This window comes from Pseudomonas fluorescens group sp. PF-69 (genome assembly GCF_054481235.1).
In genome coordinates this window covers 6,361,201-6,374,141 of record NZ_JBTMNC010000001.1, presented here as the reverse complement: position 1 = coordinate 6,374,141, position 12,941 = coordinate 6,361,201, and the positions used below count along the sequence as shown (strand labels likewise).

Genomic DNA, 12,941 nt, shown 5'->3' with positions numbered 1-12,941 from the left:
GCTGAAACCCAAAGCTAGCAGTGATCTGACCGGGACGAGGCTTGAGAGGAGGCAAGGCTATCGAGTGTCTGGGGTCAGGAAAAGACGTCAGCATCTTTGAAAAGCGCCGCCGCCTGATCCTTCGCGGACAATTGTGGTGCCTCATCGAGTTGCCAGTCGATGGCCAGGTCCGAGTCATCCCAGCGGATGCTGCGCTCGGCAGATGGTGTGTAATAGTCGGTGGTCTTGTAGAGGAATTCAGCGAATTCACTCAGTACCACAAAACCGTGGGCGAAACCTTCCGGGACCCAGAGCTGGCGATGGTTCTCGGCGGACAGGCGCACCGCAACCCATTTGCCGAAATGCGGCGAGCTGCGACGAATGTCCACAGCGACGTCCAGTACTTCACCGACCGTCACGCGAACCAATTTGCCTTGGGTGTTTTCCAATTGGTAATGCAGGCCACGCAATACGCCTTTTTGAGAGCGTGAATGATTGTCCTGAACGAATTTTGTGTCGAGCCCCGTCGCTTCTTCAAAAGCCTTGGCATTGAAGCTCTCGTAAAAGAAGCCTCGCTCATCACCAAATACCTTCGGTTCGATAATCAGAACACCAGGTAGGTCGGTGGTGATTACATTCATGTTGTTTCTCCAGCAATAGTCGTAATGGTCGACATTCTTGCTCAAAGTACGCTCTGGCGCGAGGGGCGGTAATGAGCAGATAGTGGAAAACTTGAGTTCAGCGAGCCATTCTGCGCGTGGCTTGCCCGTCCAGATACCGCCGTAATGCCCGCATAAACCCACTCTTTACGCTTTCTTTATGCCCCGCCACACCCCTCGATCTCGTTCCTTTACAGCCTCCCTGTCGACAATGACTCCACACGCGGCAATGCGCCGTAACACGGAGAATTTCCATGAGCGTTCTGGACGGGGTGTCACTGCTGCTGGCAGTGGGGCTGTTCATTTATCTGTTGGTTGCGCTGTTGCGCGCGGACCGGAACTAGGAGCGGCTATGCACAGTTATGACTATTGGCTGATCCTCGCGTTTTTCGCGCTGGTATTGGTCCCGGCGCCGTTTCTCGGGCGCTTCTACTACAAGGTCATGGAAGGTCAGCGTACCTGGTTGACGCCGATCCTCGGCCCGGTCGAGCGTGGCTGTTATCGGTTGGCCGGGGTCGATTCGCAGGCCGAACAGAGTTGGCAGAAGTACGCATTGGCCTTGCTCGCGTTCAACCTCGCAGGGTTCTTGCTGCTGTTCTCGATCCTGGTGTTCCAGGACCATCTGCCGCTCAACCCGCAAAACCTGCCGGGTCAGGAGTGGACGCTGGCGTTCAACACCGCCATCAGCTTCATGACCAACACCAACTGGCAGGCCTACAGCGGCGAAGCGTCGTTGAGCTATCTGAGCCAGATGGTCGGCCTCACCGTGCAGAACTTCGTCAGCGCCGCCACTGGTCTGGCTGTGCTGGTTGCGCTGTGCCGTGGCATTGGCCGCAAGTCGACCAAAAGCCTCGGTAACTTTTGGGTCGACATGACCCGCGCCACCCTCTATGGCTTGTTGCCGATGTGCCTGCTGCTGGCGCTGTACCTGGTCTGGCAGGGTGTGCCGCAAACCTTCGCGCAGTATGTGAATGCCGTGACGATGCAAGGCGTCGATCAGGTGATTCCGCTCGGTCCTGCTGCCAGCCAGATTGCGATCAAGCAATTGGGCACCAACGGTGGTGGCTTCTTCGGCGTCAACTCGGCGCATCCGTTCGAGAACCCGACGGCGTGGAGCAACCTGTTCGAAGTCGGCTCGATCATTCTGATCCCGGTAGCGCTGGTGTTTACCTTCGGCCACTACGTGAAAGACCTGCGCCAGAGCCGCGCGATCATCGCCTGCATGTTGGCGCTGTTCCTGATCGGCGGCGCCACCTCGCTGTGGGCTGAATACCAGCCGAATCCGGCACTGACCAACGTCGCTGTCGAACAGACCGCACCGCTGGAAGGCAAGGAAGCGCGCTTCGGCACCACCGCCACTGTGCTGTGGTCGGTGACTACCACTGCGGCCTCCAACGGCTCGGTCAACGGCATGCACGACAGCCTTAACCCGCTGAGTGGCATGGTCGCGCTGGTCAACATGATGGTCGGCGAAGTGATCTTCGGCGGCGTCGGCGCCGGGCTCTACGGCATGTTGCTCAACGTGCTGATCGCCGTGTTCCTGGCCGGCCTGATGATCGGCCGTACCCCGGAATACCTCGGCAAGAAACTGCAGGCCAGGGAAGTGCAGCTGTTGGTGGTGACGTTGATGGTCATGCCGATCGGCGTGCTGGTACTCGGTGCGATTGCCGCCAGCCTGCCAGGCCCGGTAGCAGCAGTGAGCAACCCGGGTGCCCACGGTTTCAGTCAGTTGCTTTATGCCTACACCTCGGCCAGTGCCAACAATGGTTCGGCATTCGGCGGCTTCGGCGCCAACACCCCGTTCCACAACCTGATGCTGGGCCTGGGCATGTTGATTGGTCGCTTCGGCTACATCCTCCCGGTACTGGCCCTGGCCGGCAGCCTGGCGATGAAGAAAAGCGCACCGATCGGCCAGAACAGCTTCCCGACCCATGGCCCGCTGTTCGTGACCCTGCTGACCGTGACCATTTTGCTGGTGGGTGGTTTGACCTTCCTGCCGACCCTGGCGCTGGGTCCAATCGCTGAACACTTGAGCATGGGTTTCTGAGGACTATTTGATGAATATGCCCGTAACCAAAACCGTCGCCGCGAAAGCGCCGGAGCAACCGAAAACCGCGATATCGGCCCTCTGGCGCCCGGCGCTGGTGCAAGCCTTCGTCAAGCTCGACCCGCGCCAGTTGCAGCGTGCGCCAGTGATGCTGGTGGTCGAACTGACTGCGATCCTGACCACCGTGCTGTGCTTCATTCCAGACACGGCGGTGCCGACCTTCGTCGCCGCGCAAATCGCCGTGTGGCTGTGGTTCACCGTACTGTTCGCCAACTTTGCCGAAGCCCTGGCCGAAGGTCGTGGCAAGGCCCGCGCCGACAGCCTCAAGGCCGGCAGTGAAGGCCTCAGCGCTCGCCGCAAAACCAGCAACGGCACCTTTCAAGTGGTGCCGGCCACCAGCCTGCGCAAGGGCGATGTGGTGCGCGTCGAAGCGGGGGAGATGATCCCCGGTGACGGCGAGGTGATCGAAGGCATCGCTGCGGTCAACGAAGCGGCGATTACCGGCGAATCCGCACCCGTGATCCGCGAATCCGGCGGCGACCGCTCGGCCGTCACCGGCAACACACGGCTGGTGTCCGACTGGCTGCTGGTGAAGATCACCGCCAACCCCGGTGAGTCGACCCTGGACCGCATGATCGCGCTGGTCGAAGGCGCCAAACGCCAGAAAACCCCGAACGAAGTGGCCCTCGACATTCTGCTGATCGGCCTGACCCTGATCTTCCTGCTGGTGGTCGTCACCCTGCAGCCGTTCGCCCACTTCGCCAACGGCAGCCTGCCGCTGGTGTTCCTGGTGGCGTTATTGGTCACGTTGATTCCGACCACCATCGGCGGTCTGTTGTCGGCCATTGGTATTGCCGGGATGGATCGCCTGGTGCGTCTGAACGTGATCGCCAAGTCCGGTCGCGCCGTGGAAGCGGCGGGGGACGTGCACGTCCTGTTGCTGGACAAGACCGGCACCATCACCTTCGGTAACCGTCGTTGCACGGCGGTTTACGCGGCCCCGGGCGTCAGCTCGAAAGAGCTGGCCGAAGGTGCGTTGTTCGCCTCGCTGGCCGATGACACCGCCGAAGGCAAATCCATCGTCGAATACCTGCGTGCCCTGCATCCACAACCCGAACCGAGGGCTGAGTTGCTCACCGGCGTGCCGTTCAGCGCCGAAACACGCCTGTCGGGTGTCGACTATCAAGGTCGCGTGTACCGCAAGGGGGCGGTGGATTCGCTGCTCGCGTTCGTTGGTCAGAAACGCGCCGAGCTGGCCCCGGCCCTGTCGCGGGAAATCGACAAGATCGCCCAGAGCGGCGGTACGCCGTTGCTGGTGTGTGCCGACGGCAAACTGCTCGGCGTGATTCACCTCAAGGACGTGGTCAAGCCCGGCATCCGCGAGCGTTTCGCCGAGCTGCGCAAACTGGGGATTCGCACGGTCATGGTGACCGGCGACAACCCGCTGACCGCTGCGGCGATTGCCGCCGAAGCGGGCGTGGATGACGTGCTGGCCGAAGCCACGCCGGAGAAAAAACTGGCGCGCATTCGTCACGAGCAGAACGACGGTCGCCTGGTTGCCATGTGCGGCGACGGCGCCAACGACGCCCCGGCCCTGGCCCAGGCGGATGTCGGCATGGCGATGAACGACGGCACGCAGGCCGCCCGTGAAGCGGCGAACATGGTCGACCTCGACAGCGATCCGACCAAGCTGCTGGACGTGGTGCAGATCGGTAAGGAATTGCTGGTGACCCGCGGCGCGCTGACGACCTTCTCGATCGCCAACGACGTGGCCAAGTATTTCGCGATTTTGCCGGCGCTGTTTGCCGCGATCTACCCGCAACTGGGCGTGTTGAACGTGATGCACCTGAGCAGCCCGCAGAGCGCGATTCTCTCGGCGATCGTGTTCAACGCCTTGATCATCGTGGTGCTGATTCCGCTGGCGTTGCGCGGTGTACGCGTCCAGGCGGCCAGTGCAGCGGCATTGCTGCGACGCAATCTGCTGATCTACGGGCTGGGCGGGATTCTGGTGCCGTTCGTGGGCATCAAGGCGATCGACATGCTGTTGACGGCGTTGCACCTGGTTTGATCTGACACCCCCCACTGTAGGAGCGAGCCCGCTCGCGATGGTGGTCAACGATAACGCGCCCTTTCTGACAAAGCGCGGCGCCTTCAGATCCATCGCGAGCAAGCTCGCTCCTACAGGTTTTCCTGCGAATTCGAGGATTTTTGAAATGTCCACAATGATACGTCCGGCCTTGAGCCTGTTGGTTTTGATGACCCTGATCACCGGCGTGGCTTACCCCTTGGTGGTCACTGGCGTGGCCCAGGTTGCGTTCCCGGATCAAGCCAATGGCAGCCTGGTGCGCGATGCCCAGGGCAAGGTTCGGGGCTCTGCGCTGATCGCCCAGGATTTCGTGGGTGACGCCTGGTTCCACCCACGGCCATCGGCCGGTGCATTTGCCACCGTGTCGAGCAGTGCCAGCAACCTGTCGCCGAGCAACCCGGCGCTGGCCACTCGGGTGATCGACGATGCCAATAAACTGCTCGTACCCGGTCAGGGCCCGGTGCCGTTGGCGCTGATTACCACCTCCGGCAGTGGTCTCGATCCACACTTGCCACCGGCGGCGATTGCCTATCAACTGGCGCGTGTCGCGGCGGCGCGCAACGTACCGGTGTCTACGCTTGAGCAATTGATGAATGCGCACATCGAGCAACCGTTGGTAGGGCCGCCGGTGGTGAATGTGCTGGCGTTGAATCTGGCCCTCGAAAAGCTGTAAGTGAATGGCGCCGCCAATCGCGGGCAAGCCCGCTCCCAAAGGGTTTTTCAGTTTTTGGAGAACCTTGTGGGAGCGGGCTTGCCCGCGATGGCAATAGAACAATCGCCCCATCAATATCTGAATAAGTGAGCTTCAAGCATGAGCGACTCCGGCCGCGCCGACGCGCTGTTAGCAGACCTGCCCCGGGATGGCCGTGGCCGACTCAAGGTTTTCCTCGGTGCGGCACCCGGTGTCGGCAAGACCTACGCCATGTTGCAAGCAGCGCACACCCAACTGCGCCAAGGCGTGAAAGTCATTGCCGGTGTGGTGGAAACCCACGGTCGCGCCGAAACCGAAGCGTTGCTCGGCGGCTTGCCACAGCAACCCTTGGTGCGCTCGGAATACCGTGGCGTGATGCTCGAAGAGATGGACCTCGACGGCCTGCTCGCGGCCAAACCGAAACTGGTGCTGGTGGACGAACTGGCCCACAGCAACGCCCCCGGCAGTCGCCACGCCAAACGCTGGCAGGACATTCAGGAATTGCTCGCCGCCGGCATCGACGTGTTCACCACCGTCAACGTCCAGCACCTGGAAAGCCTCAACGATCAGGTCCGTGGCATTACCGGCGTGCAGGTGCGCGAGACGTTGCCGGACTGGGTGCTGCAAGAAGCCTACGAACTGCTGCTGATCGACCTGCCGCCACGGGAACTGCTCGAGCGTCTGCGCGACGGCAAGGTCTACGTGCCGGAGCAGGCGCGGGCGGCTATCGATGCATTTTTCACCCAGACCAACCTCACCGCCCTGCGCGAACTGGCGATGCAAACCGCGGCGGCCCAGATCGATAACGATCTGGCCCAGGGTTATCGCCAGATGGGTCAAGCCGCGCCGGCCGTACGGGGACGCCTGTTGGTAGGGGTCGACGGCGATGCCCAGGCCGAGCGCCTGGTGCGACACGCCAGCCGTGTCGCCCAGCGCCGGCACCTGCCCTGGAGCCTGGTGCATGTGGACAACGGCAGTGTGCGTGACGAGCAATCGCGCCTGCGTCTGCAAAGTGCCCAGCAACTGGCTGAACGCCTGGGGGGCGAGGTGGTGCAACTGCGCGCTGGCGAGGTGGCGAAGACGCTGATCAAGCACGCTGCCGAGCGCCGCGCCAGCCTGGTATTGGTCGGGCAGTCCCGGCCGCGACTGCGTCGGCGGTTGTTTGGTGGCGGGCTGGCGGCACGCTTGTTGCGCGATGCACACGGGTTGGAAATCAACATCCTTGCCAGTGACGAAGAAAATTATCTGCCCCGCCAACGACCGGCGCACTCGCTGGTCTGGTTCGATTATGCGCTGGCGGTGGTGGCGACGATTCTGGCCAGTGCCCTGGCCTGGGGAGTGGCCAGTATTTTGCCGTTGCCGAACATCTCGCTGGTGTTCCTCGCCGCGGTGTTGCTGGTGGCGGTGCGCAGTAGTCTCGGGCCGGCGCTGGCCTGCGCCGCGTTGTCGTTTCTGACCTATGACTTCCTGTTCATTCCGCCGAATTTTTCCTTCAGCATCCAGCGCGAAGAGGACGTGCTCACCTTGCTGTTCTTCCTGCTGATGGCGGCCCTCACCGGCAACCTCGCGGCGCGCCAGCGCCGGCAATTGGAAGCCTTGCGCGATACCCAGGAAGAAACCACCGAACTGCTCGACCTGTCACGCAAGCTCACCGCCGCCACTGACCGTCAGGCCGTGATCAGCGCCGCCGCCCAGCACCTCAATGGCTGGAGTGACCTGCAACTGTGCCTGCTCAATCGCGACGGTCAAAGCGGCTGGAAAGTCGAAACCGGTGGTCCGCTGGAGTTTACCGAGGCCGAACGCGCCGCCGCCGATTGGGCCTGGCAACACGATCAACCGGCCGGTGCCGGCACCGGCACGCTGCCGTTTGGGCGCTGGTGGTGGTGGCCATTGTCGGTGGAGGATGGACCGCTGGCGCTGCTCGGCGTGTGCGCCAAGGAAGGCCAGACCTTGAGCGGCCAGCGTCGTCGTTTGTTGACCGCGTTGAGTCAACCGTTGGCCCAGGCTCTGGCTCGCGCGCAATTGGCCGATGATCTGGAAGCCGCACGGCTGCACGGCGAGACCGAACAACTGCGCAGCGCCTTGTTGGCCTCGGTGTCCCACGATTTACGCACGCCCCTGACTTCCATGCGCGGCAGCATCGACAGTTTGTTGGCCCTCGGTGAAGCGATCCCGCTGGAGGATCGCCGCGAATTGCTCGAAGGCACCCGCGATGAGGCCGAGCGCCTGGACCGTTATATTCAAAATCTGCTGGACATGACCCGCCTCGGTCACGGTGCCTTGAAGCTGGCGCGGGACTGGGTGTCGCCGGCCGACATCGTTGGCAGTTCGCTCAATCGCCTGCGTGCGGTGCTGGCGCCGTTGCAGGTCAGTGTCGAGATGCCGGCCGAGTTGCCGCTGCTGTATGTCCACGCCGCACTGATCGAACAGGCACTGATCAACGTGCTGGAAAACGCCGCACGTTTCTCGCCGTTGCATGGCCGTCTGCAATTGCGCGCCGGTGTCGTTGACCAAGAGCTGTTTTTCTCGGTAAGCGATGAAGGACCGGGCATTCCCGAGGCTGAGCGAGCGAAGATTTTCGACATGTTCTACACCGCCGCGCGCGGTGATCGCGGCGGGCAGGGCACAGGGCTGGGGCTGGCGATCTGTCAGGGCATGGTCGGCGCCCATGGCGGTCGTATCAGCGTCGCCGACGGCATCGAAGGACGTGGCACCTGCATCACCTTGCACTTGCCGTTGCAGGAACAGCCTGCCTTTGAAAGTGAACGTTGAAAGTGAAGCCTGATACCCTTTGGATCTCTCTATGCCGCGACCGGAAACCATGAGCCAGACTGCGACCATTTTGGTCATCGACGATGAACCGCAGATCCGCAAATTCCTGCGTATCAGCCTCGCTTCCCAGGGCTACAAAGTTCTGGAGGCCGGCACTGGCACCGAAGGCCTGGCCCAGGCAGCCTTGAACAAACCGGACCTGTTGGTGCTCGACCTTGGGCTGCCGGATATGGATGGCCAACAAGTGCTGCGCGAATTCCGCGAGTGGTCGACGGTGCCGGTGCTGGTGCTCTCGGTTCGCGCCGGCGAAGGGCAGAAAGTCGAAGCCCTGGATGGTGGCGCCAACGACTACGTGACCAAGCCGTTCGGCATTCAAGAGTTTCTGGCGCGAATACGTGCGTTGTTACGACAAGCGCCGGCGGGTGAGGCTCAGCAAGCGGCGCTGACCTTCGGCCCGTTGACCGTGGACCTGGCCTATCGCCGGGTATTGCTCGAGGGCGCCGAAGTCGCGCTGACCCGTAAGGAGTACGCGGTGCTGGCGCAACTGGCGCGGCATCCGGGGCGGGTCATCACCCAGCAGCAATTGCTCAAGGACATTTGGGGACCGACCCACACCGAGGACAGTCACTATTTGCGGATCGTGGTGGGGCATTTGCGGCAGAAGCTGGCGGACGACCCGACCCAGCCGCGGTTTATCGTGACCGAGGCGGGCGTGGGGTATCGGTTGTTGAGTGAGGGTGGTCTTCAGGCAGGTTCTGGCTGATCGGGCCCCATCGCGGGCAAGCCCGGCTCCCACAGGCTTGAGCTGAACACAACATTTGTGAAGGCCACTGAACTTGTGGGAGCTGGCTTGCCAGCGATGAGGCCATTGCGTCGACTCGAGAAATCTCAGGACTCGCGCTCGCTCTCATACCGATCCAGCGTATCCCGCGCAATCTCCCGTCCCAGCGCGATCAGCTCCGGCGCCTTGTAGAACTCGAAAAACCGGCACACCCGCTTCGGCACGTTGATCAGGATGTCCGGCGGATACCCGGCAATCTTGTACTGCGCCAGGGACGTCTGCATCACCTCGAAACTCTGGTTGATCAAATCCAGCAACGACGCCGGCCCGACGTTGTCGATGATGAATGAACCGGTGGCTGACTTCGGTGCTCCGTCGCGTTCCGGCGCGGCAGCCGGTTGCTGGGCTTCGGGTTCGGCGGATTCGACCCAGGGGTTGATCTCGGCGGCTTCGGCCATCAACGCTTCTCTTTCCAGCAGCAACAATTGTTCGGCCTGCTTGCGCCGGAACGGCAGCTTCGAACCGAGGGAACTGATCAGGCTGTCGAAGCGGCTCCTGAACGCGGCGGGCCGCTGGATCACCGGCAGTTGGTAATGGCGCTGGTTGGTGGAGTTGAGGTTGACCGCGATGATCAAATCGCAATGGCTCGACACCACCGGCACGATCGGCAGCGGGTTGAGAATGCCGCCGTCCACCAGCATGCGATTGCCTTGCATCACCGGGGTAAACAGGCTGGGAATCGCCGCCGAAGCCCGCATGGCCTGGTGCAGGCAACCTTCCTGGAACCAGATTTCCTGCTGGTTGGTCAGGTCGGTGGCCACCGCCGTGTAGGGGATGCGCAGCTCTTCGATATTGATCTCGCCGACAATCTTGCGGATCCGTCCGAAGACCTTTTCTCCACGAATCGCCCCCAGACGAAAACTGACGTCCACCAGACGCAATACGTCGAGGTAATCCAGGCTCTCGATCCAGTCGCGATACTCCTTGAGTTTGCCGGCGGCATAAATGCCACCCACCACCGCGCCCATGGAGCAACCGGCGACGCAGGCGATGTCGTAGCCACGCCGCTCGATCTCTTCAATAACGCCAATATGGGCATAGCCGCGGGCTCCACCTGAGCCCAGTACCAGTGCGACACGCTTCTTCATGAATCGCCCTCGTTTTGAATGGTTCAACAATGCACCCATCGAGGGGCGTGCTTCAATCGTTAAGGTCGCTCGATGGGTCAACGCGTCGTTATTTCGATACTCCATGGCGGCAGATGGTTATTCTTTCGAACGCTATAGTTTGCGGTGGCGATGGACGGCACTTTTCATGCCCCAGGCCGTCCTACCTGGACAATTGTTTACCTATCTTTGAGGTGTGAGTGATGAAAGCCTGGATTTGTGTGCCTTTGATTGCCCTGGCACTGGCCGGTTGCGCCGGAAAAACCGCGTACCGCGATAGTTGTGGCAGCAACCTTGACGCGGCGTGGCATGAACTGGACCTGGCCAAAGCCGAGGGTTTCGCCGGGACGGTCAGTTACTCCAAGGCCTTGTCGCTGTTGACCGCGGCCAAGACCCAGCAGCAATTCGAAGGGTTCGAAGGTTGCACCAAAAAGGCCGAGAAGGCCCGGTTCTATATTCGTGAGTCACGGGCAGGGCGTTGAGGCATGATGTAAGGTCATTGGGGAAGTTCGATTCAAGGAGCTAGCAATGTCTGACTTGATTGATCGGTTGGTGGCGCAGGTTTTAGGGCTGGAGGTTCGTCTGCTGGCCTGTCAGGCTCGCCTGAGTGCCCGCACCGATCCGGAAGCGCTGCACGATCTGCGTACCACGGTGCGCCGCATGCGCAGCCTGTTACGTCCCTTGCGTGGCTTGCCCGGTGTCGAACAGCTGGAAGCGGCAGCGTCTGCGGTCGGCAGCCTGACCACCCCCTTGCGTGATCGCGAAGTGCTGGCGGCGTATTTGCTCCAGCACGGTCAACCCGAAGCGGCTCAGCGACGCATGGCGCAGATGGACGAAGCCTATCCGGCGGTGGCGGCAAGCCCCGAGCTCAACCAGCTGCTGATAATTCTCGATGCCTTTCCGCGCTTCCTGCGGGCCGCCCAGCGTCAGGATCTGCTCAAGGGCCTGCGCAAGCGCATCGTCAGGCGCCTGGCCAAGCAGTGGAAGAAACTCGACGAGGCGCTGCACGATCCTGCCCACGACCGCCATCGTTTGCGCCTGCTGATCAAGCGGGTGCGCTATGGCATCGAAGCTTACCCCGAGCTGGACCGTTTGCCGAAGGCGGCGTTGCCCAGGCTGAGATCGGCCCAGGCGGCATTGGGCGATTGGCACGATTGCTGGCAATGGCTGGTCAGGGCCGAGCAGGAGGCGGATTTGCATCCTTGTGTCGCGGTCTGGAAAACCACCATGGTCAAGGCAGAGCTCCGTGCCGATCGTGTCCTGGACAAGTTCAGCAAGGCCTGCTTCAAGTCCTGACTGTTCCTCGGCCATCCTGCACGGCTTATCTGTCGTGCACTTTGGCGGTAATCATCACTGTGGCCGACGCGCCGGCTGGTTAAGATTCCCTGATCCTTTTCCTGCCCTTGAGGTTTGCATGCGTTTTTCCGATTTGCTTGACGCCGTCCGCCGCCAGCCCCTGGCGTTGTCGATTCCGGCTGAGTGGGCACAGGGGCGAGCCAGCTTCGGGGGTCTGGTGGCTGCGTTGCAATACGAAGCCATGCGCGCCAGGGTGCCAGCGGATCGGCAGGTGCGTTCGCTGGCGATCACCTTCGTAGGCCCGGTCGAACCGGAAGTACCGGTCAGTTTCGAAGTCGATGTGCTGCGCGAAGGCAAAGCCGTCAGCCAGGTGCTGGGCCGGGCGATGCAGAAGGGGCAGGTGGTGACCTTGATCCAGGGCAGTTTCGGCGCCTCGCGCCCTTCGGAAGTGGCGGTGACGGCGCAACCGGCCCCGGAAATGAAACACTGGGATGACTGCCAGGAGCTGCCCTACGTCAAGGGCGTGACCCCGGAATTCATGCGGCATCTGGCGATGCGCTGGAGTGTCGGCGGGCTGCCGTTCACGGGCAACACATCCCGTGAGATGGGCGGCTGGGTGCGCTTGCGTGGCGATGTGAAGGAAGAGGCGGTCACGGAGTCGCACATCCTGGCACTGGTCGACGCCTGGCCGCCGGCGCTGATGCCGTTTCTGAAGAAGCCGGCGATGGGCAGCACCCTGACCTGGACCATCGAGTTCGTGCAGCCATTGCTCGAACTGAGCACCCTGGACTGGTGCAAATACCTCGTCGAAACCGAACACGCCGCCGACGGTTACGGCCATGCCGCCGCGAAGCTGTGGGATGCGCGGGGGCGGTTGATTGCCATGAGCCGGCAGACCGTGACGGTGTTCGCCTGATCAATGACGGCGGTGGCGCTCCCGCCAGGCGCGCCACCAGCCGCCGCTGAAGAAAAACCGTGGGAATGTCAGGAACTGCTCGACCAGCAGGCGCGAGACGGCATCCTTGCGATCACTGAACGGCTCGGACGCTTGCGCCTCCAGGCTGTGGCCGTGACGTTGCAAGGCCAGCGCGGCCAACAGGCCGATCACGCCGATGGCGATGTTCACGAAACTCAAGCCGAACACCCCGGTAACAATCAACAGGAACCCCAGGATGAACAGCGGCACGGCAATCAGGTGTAACACCAGATTGGTCGGATGCTGATGATTGTTCGGGTAGGCGCGCCATTGCCAGGCGGGAAGGTTGGGGTGACGTTTACCCATGATGTTTATCCTCGATCCATGTTGAACACATGAATAAAGAATAGGTCTGGCTGATGCGAGCGGCGAATCAAGGTTGGCTATGGAGGTGATAGAGGTCATGGTCAATATTGATGCCGAGCGGGCCAGCCTCTTCGAGAGCAAGTTCGTTCCCACAATGGCGTTTTGTCAGACACAAAATATGT

At 61.8% G+C, this 12,941-nt stretch carries 12 protein-coding genes; 9 read left to right on the top strand and 3 right to left on the bottom strand.

The genetic code is table 11. From position 1 onward, the window contains the following. Positions 1-74 precede the first annotated feature (74 nt). Complete coding sequence (rfbC, locus tag ACX3YF_RS29740; protein ID WP_458974751.1) at positions 75-620, bottom strand: dTDP-4-dehydrorhamnose 3,5-epimerase; 546 nt, start codon at positions 618-620, stop codon at positions 75-77. A gap of 272 nt (positions 621-892) precedes the next feature. On the opposite strand from rfbC, the gene kdpF reads away from it, so the two are divergent. From kdpF to ACX3YF_RS29710, 6 genes are all read left to right on the top strand, one after another. Then, positions 893-982 carry a K(+)-transporting ATPase subunit F gene (kdpF, locus tag ACX3YF_RS29735; protein ID WP_007899818.1) on the top strand — a complete coding sequence of 30 codons (90 nt, stop codon included), beginning with the start codon at positions 893-895 and terminating at the stop codon, positions 980-982. An 8-nt stretch (positions 983-990) separates the two neighbouring features. Then, the gene (gene kdpA, locus ACX3YF_RS29730; protein WP_458974750.1) at positions 991-2,685 is read left to right on the top strand and encodes a potassium-transporting ATPase subunit KdpA; all 1,695 of its coding nucleotides are present in this window, start codon (positions 991-993) and stop codon (positions 2,683-2,685) included. A gap of 10 nt (positions 2,686-2,695) precedes the next feature. After that, the gene (gene kdpB, locus ACX3YF_RS29725; protein WP_204149806.1) at positions 2,696-4,753 is read left to right on the top strand and encodes a potassium-transporting ATPase subunit KdpB; all 2,058 of its coding nucleotides are present in this window, start codon (positions 2,696-2,698) and stop codon (positions 4,751-4,753) included. 145 nt (positions 4,754-4,898) lie between these two features. Beyond that, a complete protein-coding gene (kdpC, locus tag ACX3YF_RS29720; RefSeq protein WP_204149807.1) occupies positions 4,899-5,444 on the top strand; it encodes a potassium-transporting ATPase subunit KdpC in 546 nt (181 codons plus the stop codon). Positions 5,445-5,582: 138 nt separating this feature from the next. After that, positions 5,583-8,234 carry a DUF4118 domain-containing protein gene (locus ACX3YF_RS29715; protein WP_458974749.1) on the top strand — a complete coding sequence of 884 codons (2,652 nt, stop codon included), beginning with the start codon at positions 5,583-5,585 and terminating at the stop codon, positions 8,232-8,234. Positions 8,235-8,283: 49 nt separating this feature from the next. Continuing rightward, positions 8,284-8,997 carry a response regulator gene (locus ACX3YF_RS29710; RefSeq protein WP_204149808.1) on the top strand — a complete coding sequence of 238 codons (714 nt, stop codon included), beginning with the start codon at positions 8,284-8,286 and terminating at the stop codon, positions 8,995-8,997. A gap of 125 nt (positions 8,998-9,122) precedes the next feature. Here the strand turns inward: ACX3YF_RS29710 and ACX3YF_RS29705 are convergent, their stop codons facing one another. Further along, positions 9,123-10,163: a patatin-like phospholipase family protein gene (locus ACX3YF_RS29705; RefSeq protein ID WP_103405306.1), complete on the bottom strand. Its 1,041-nt coding sequence runs from the start codon at positions 10,161-10,163 to the stop codon at positions 9,123-9,125. Between the two features lie 221 nt (positions 10,164-10,384). On the opposite strand from ACX3YF_RS29705, the gene ACX3YF_RS29700 reads away from it, so the two are divergent. From ACX3YF_RS29700 to ACX3YF_RS29690, 3 genes are all read left to right on the top strand, one after another. Beyond that, entirely contained in the window at positions 10,385-10,663 is a 279-nt protein-coding gene (locus tag ACX3YF_RS29700; RefSeq protein WP_034150181.1) for a hypothetical protein, read from the top strand. A gap of 46 nt (positions 10,664-10,709) precedes the next feature. Continuing rightward, complete coding sequence (locus ACX3YF_RS29695) at positions 10,710-11,477, top strand: CHAD domain-containing protein (RefSeq protein ID WP_204149809.1); 768 nt, start codon at positions 10,710-10,712, stop codon at positions 11,475-11,477. A 118-nt stretch (positions 11,478-11,595) separates the two neighbouring features. Then, entirely contained in the window at positions 11,596-12,393 is a 798-nt protein-coding gene (locus ACX3YF_RS29690) for an acyl-CoA thioesterase (RefSeq protein WP_458974748.1), read from the top strand. Here the strand turns inward: ACX3YF_RS29690 and ACX3YF_RS29685 are convergent, their stop codons facing one another. Then, positions 12,394-12,759, bottom strand: a complete 366-nt coding sequence (locus ACX3YF_RS29685; protein ID WP_047527128.1) for a terminase — start codon at positions 12,757-12,759, stop codon at positions 12,394-12,396. Between the last annotated feature and the right edge of the window lie 182 nt (positions 12,760-12,941).

Excerpts from the sequence above, each read along its gene's own strand:
- rfbC (WP_458974751.1), bottom strand. The coding sequence starts at position 620 with ATGAATGTAATCACCACCGACCTACCTGGTGTTCTGATTATCGAACCG.
- kdpF (WP_007899818.1), top strand. The coding sequence starts at position 893 with ATGAGCGTTCTGGACGGGGTGTCACTGCTGCTGGCAGTGGGGCTGTTC.
- kdpA (WP_458974750.1), top strand. The coding sequence starts at position 991 with ATGCACAGTTATGACTATTGGCTGATCCTCGCGTTTTTCGCGCTGGTA.
- kdpB (WP_204149806.1), top strand. The coding sequence starts at position 2,696 with ATGAATATGCCCGTAACCAAAACCGTCGCCGCGAAAGCGCCGGAGCAA.
- kdpC (WP_204149807.1), top strand. The coding sequence starts at position 4,899 with ATGTCCACAATGATACGTCCGGCCTTGAGCCTGTTGGTTTTGATGACC.
- ACX3YF_RS29715 (WP_458974749.1), top strand. The coding sequence starts at position 5,583 with ATGAGCGACTCCGGCCGCGCCGACGCGCTGTTAGCAGACCTGCCCCGG.
- ACX3YF_RS29710 (WP_204149808.1), top strand. The coding sequence starts at position 8,284 with ATGAGCCAGACTGCGACCATTTTGGTCATCGACGATGAACCGCAGATC.
- ACX3YF_RS29705 (WP_103405306.1), bottom strand. The coding sequence starts at position 10,163 with ATGAAGAAGCGTGTCGCACTGGTACTGGGCTCAGGTGGAGCCCGCGGC.
- ACX3YF_RS29700 (WP_034150181.1), top strand. The coding sequence starts at position 10,385 with ATGAAAGCCTGGATTTGTGTGCCTTTGATTGCCCTGGCACTGGCCGGT.
- ACX3YF_RS29695 (WP_204149809.1), top strand. The coding sequence starts at position 10,710 with ATGTCTGACTTGATTGATCGGTTGGTGGCGCAGGTTTTAGGGCTGGAG.
- ACX3YF_RS29690 (WP_458974748.1), top strand. The coding sequence starts at position 11,596 with ATGCGTTTTTCCGATTTGCTTGACGCCGTCCGCCGCCAGCCCCTGGCG.
- ACX3YF_RS29685 (WP_047527128.1), bottom strand. The coding sequence starts at position 12,759 with ATGGGTAAACGTCACCCCAACCTTCCCGCCTGGCAATGGCGCGCCTAC.